At 63.5% G+C, this 628-nt stretch carries 1 protein-coding gene; it reads right to left on the reverse strand.

Going from position 1 to position 628, the window contains the following annotated elements; genetic code table 11:
- Positions 1-628: hypothetical protein (locus RT97_RS34060; protein ID WP_042582092.1), on the reverse strand; the 628-nt coding region annotated here is incomplete at both ends.

Consider the following 628-nt stretch of genomic DNA (forward strand, 5'->3'; position numbering starts at 1 on the left):
CGACCTCCACGTCGTCCGGTCTGAGCACTGCCACCAGTGGTATCTCCAGCCTGTCCACGGGCCTGAGCACCACGAACAGCAACGTAAGCAGCCTCTCGACCTCCACATCGAGCGGCCTGAGCACTGCGACGAGCCGCATCGACAGCTTGTCGACTTCGACTTCGTCGGGCCTGAGCACGACCAACAGCAACGTCAGCAGCCTGTCCACGTCGACTTCAAGTGGCCTGAGCACTGCCACCAGCAGCATCAGCAGTCTGTCGACCTCCACGTCCTCAGGCCTGAGCACCGCGACCAGTGGCATCTCCAGCCTGTCGACAGGCCTGAGCACCACCAACAGCAGCATCGGCAGCCTGTCGACCTCGACTTCGTCTGGCTTGAGCACTGCAACCAGCGGCATCGCGAGCCTGTCGACCGGTCTCAGCTCGACCAACAGCAGCGTGAGCAGCCTGTCGACCTCCACGTCGTCCGGCCTCAGCACTGCCACCAGCGGCATCTCTAGCCTATCGACCGGCCTGAGCTCGACCAACAGCAGTGTCGGCAGCCTGTCCGCTTCGACGTCCTCGGGCCTGAGCACTGCAACCAGCGGTATTTCGAGCCTGTCTACGGGCCTGAGCACCACCAACAGCAG

This window comes from Variovorax paradoxus, from assembly GCF_000834655.1.
Classification (GTDB): Bacteria; Pseudomonadota; Gammaproteobacteria; order Burkholderiales; family Burkholderiaceae_C; genus Variovorax; species Variovorax paradoxus_F.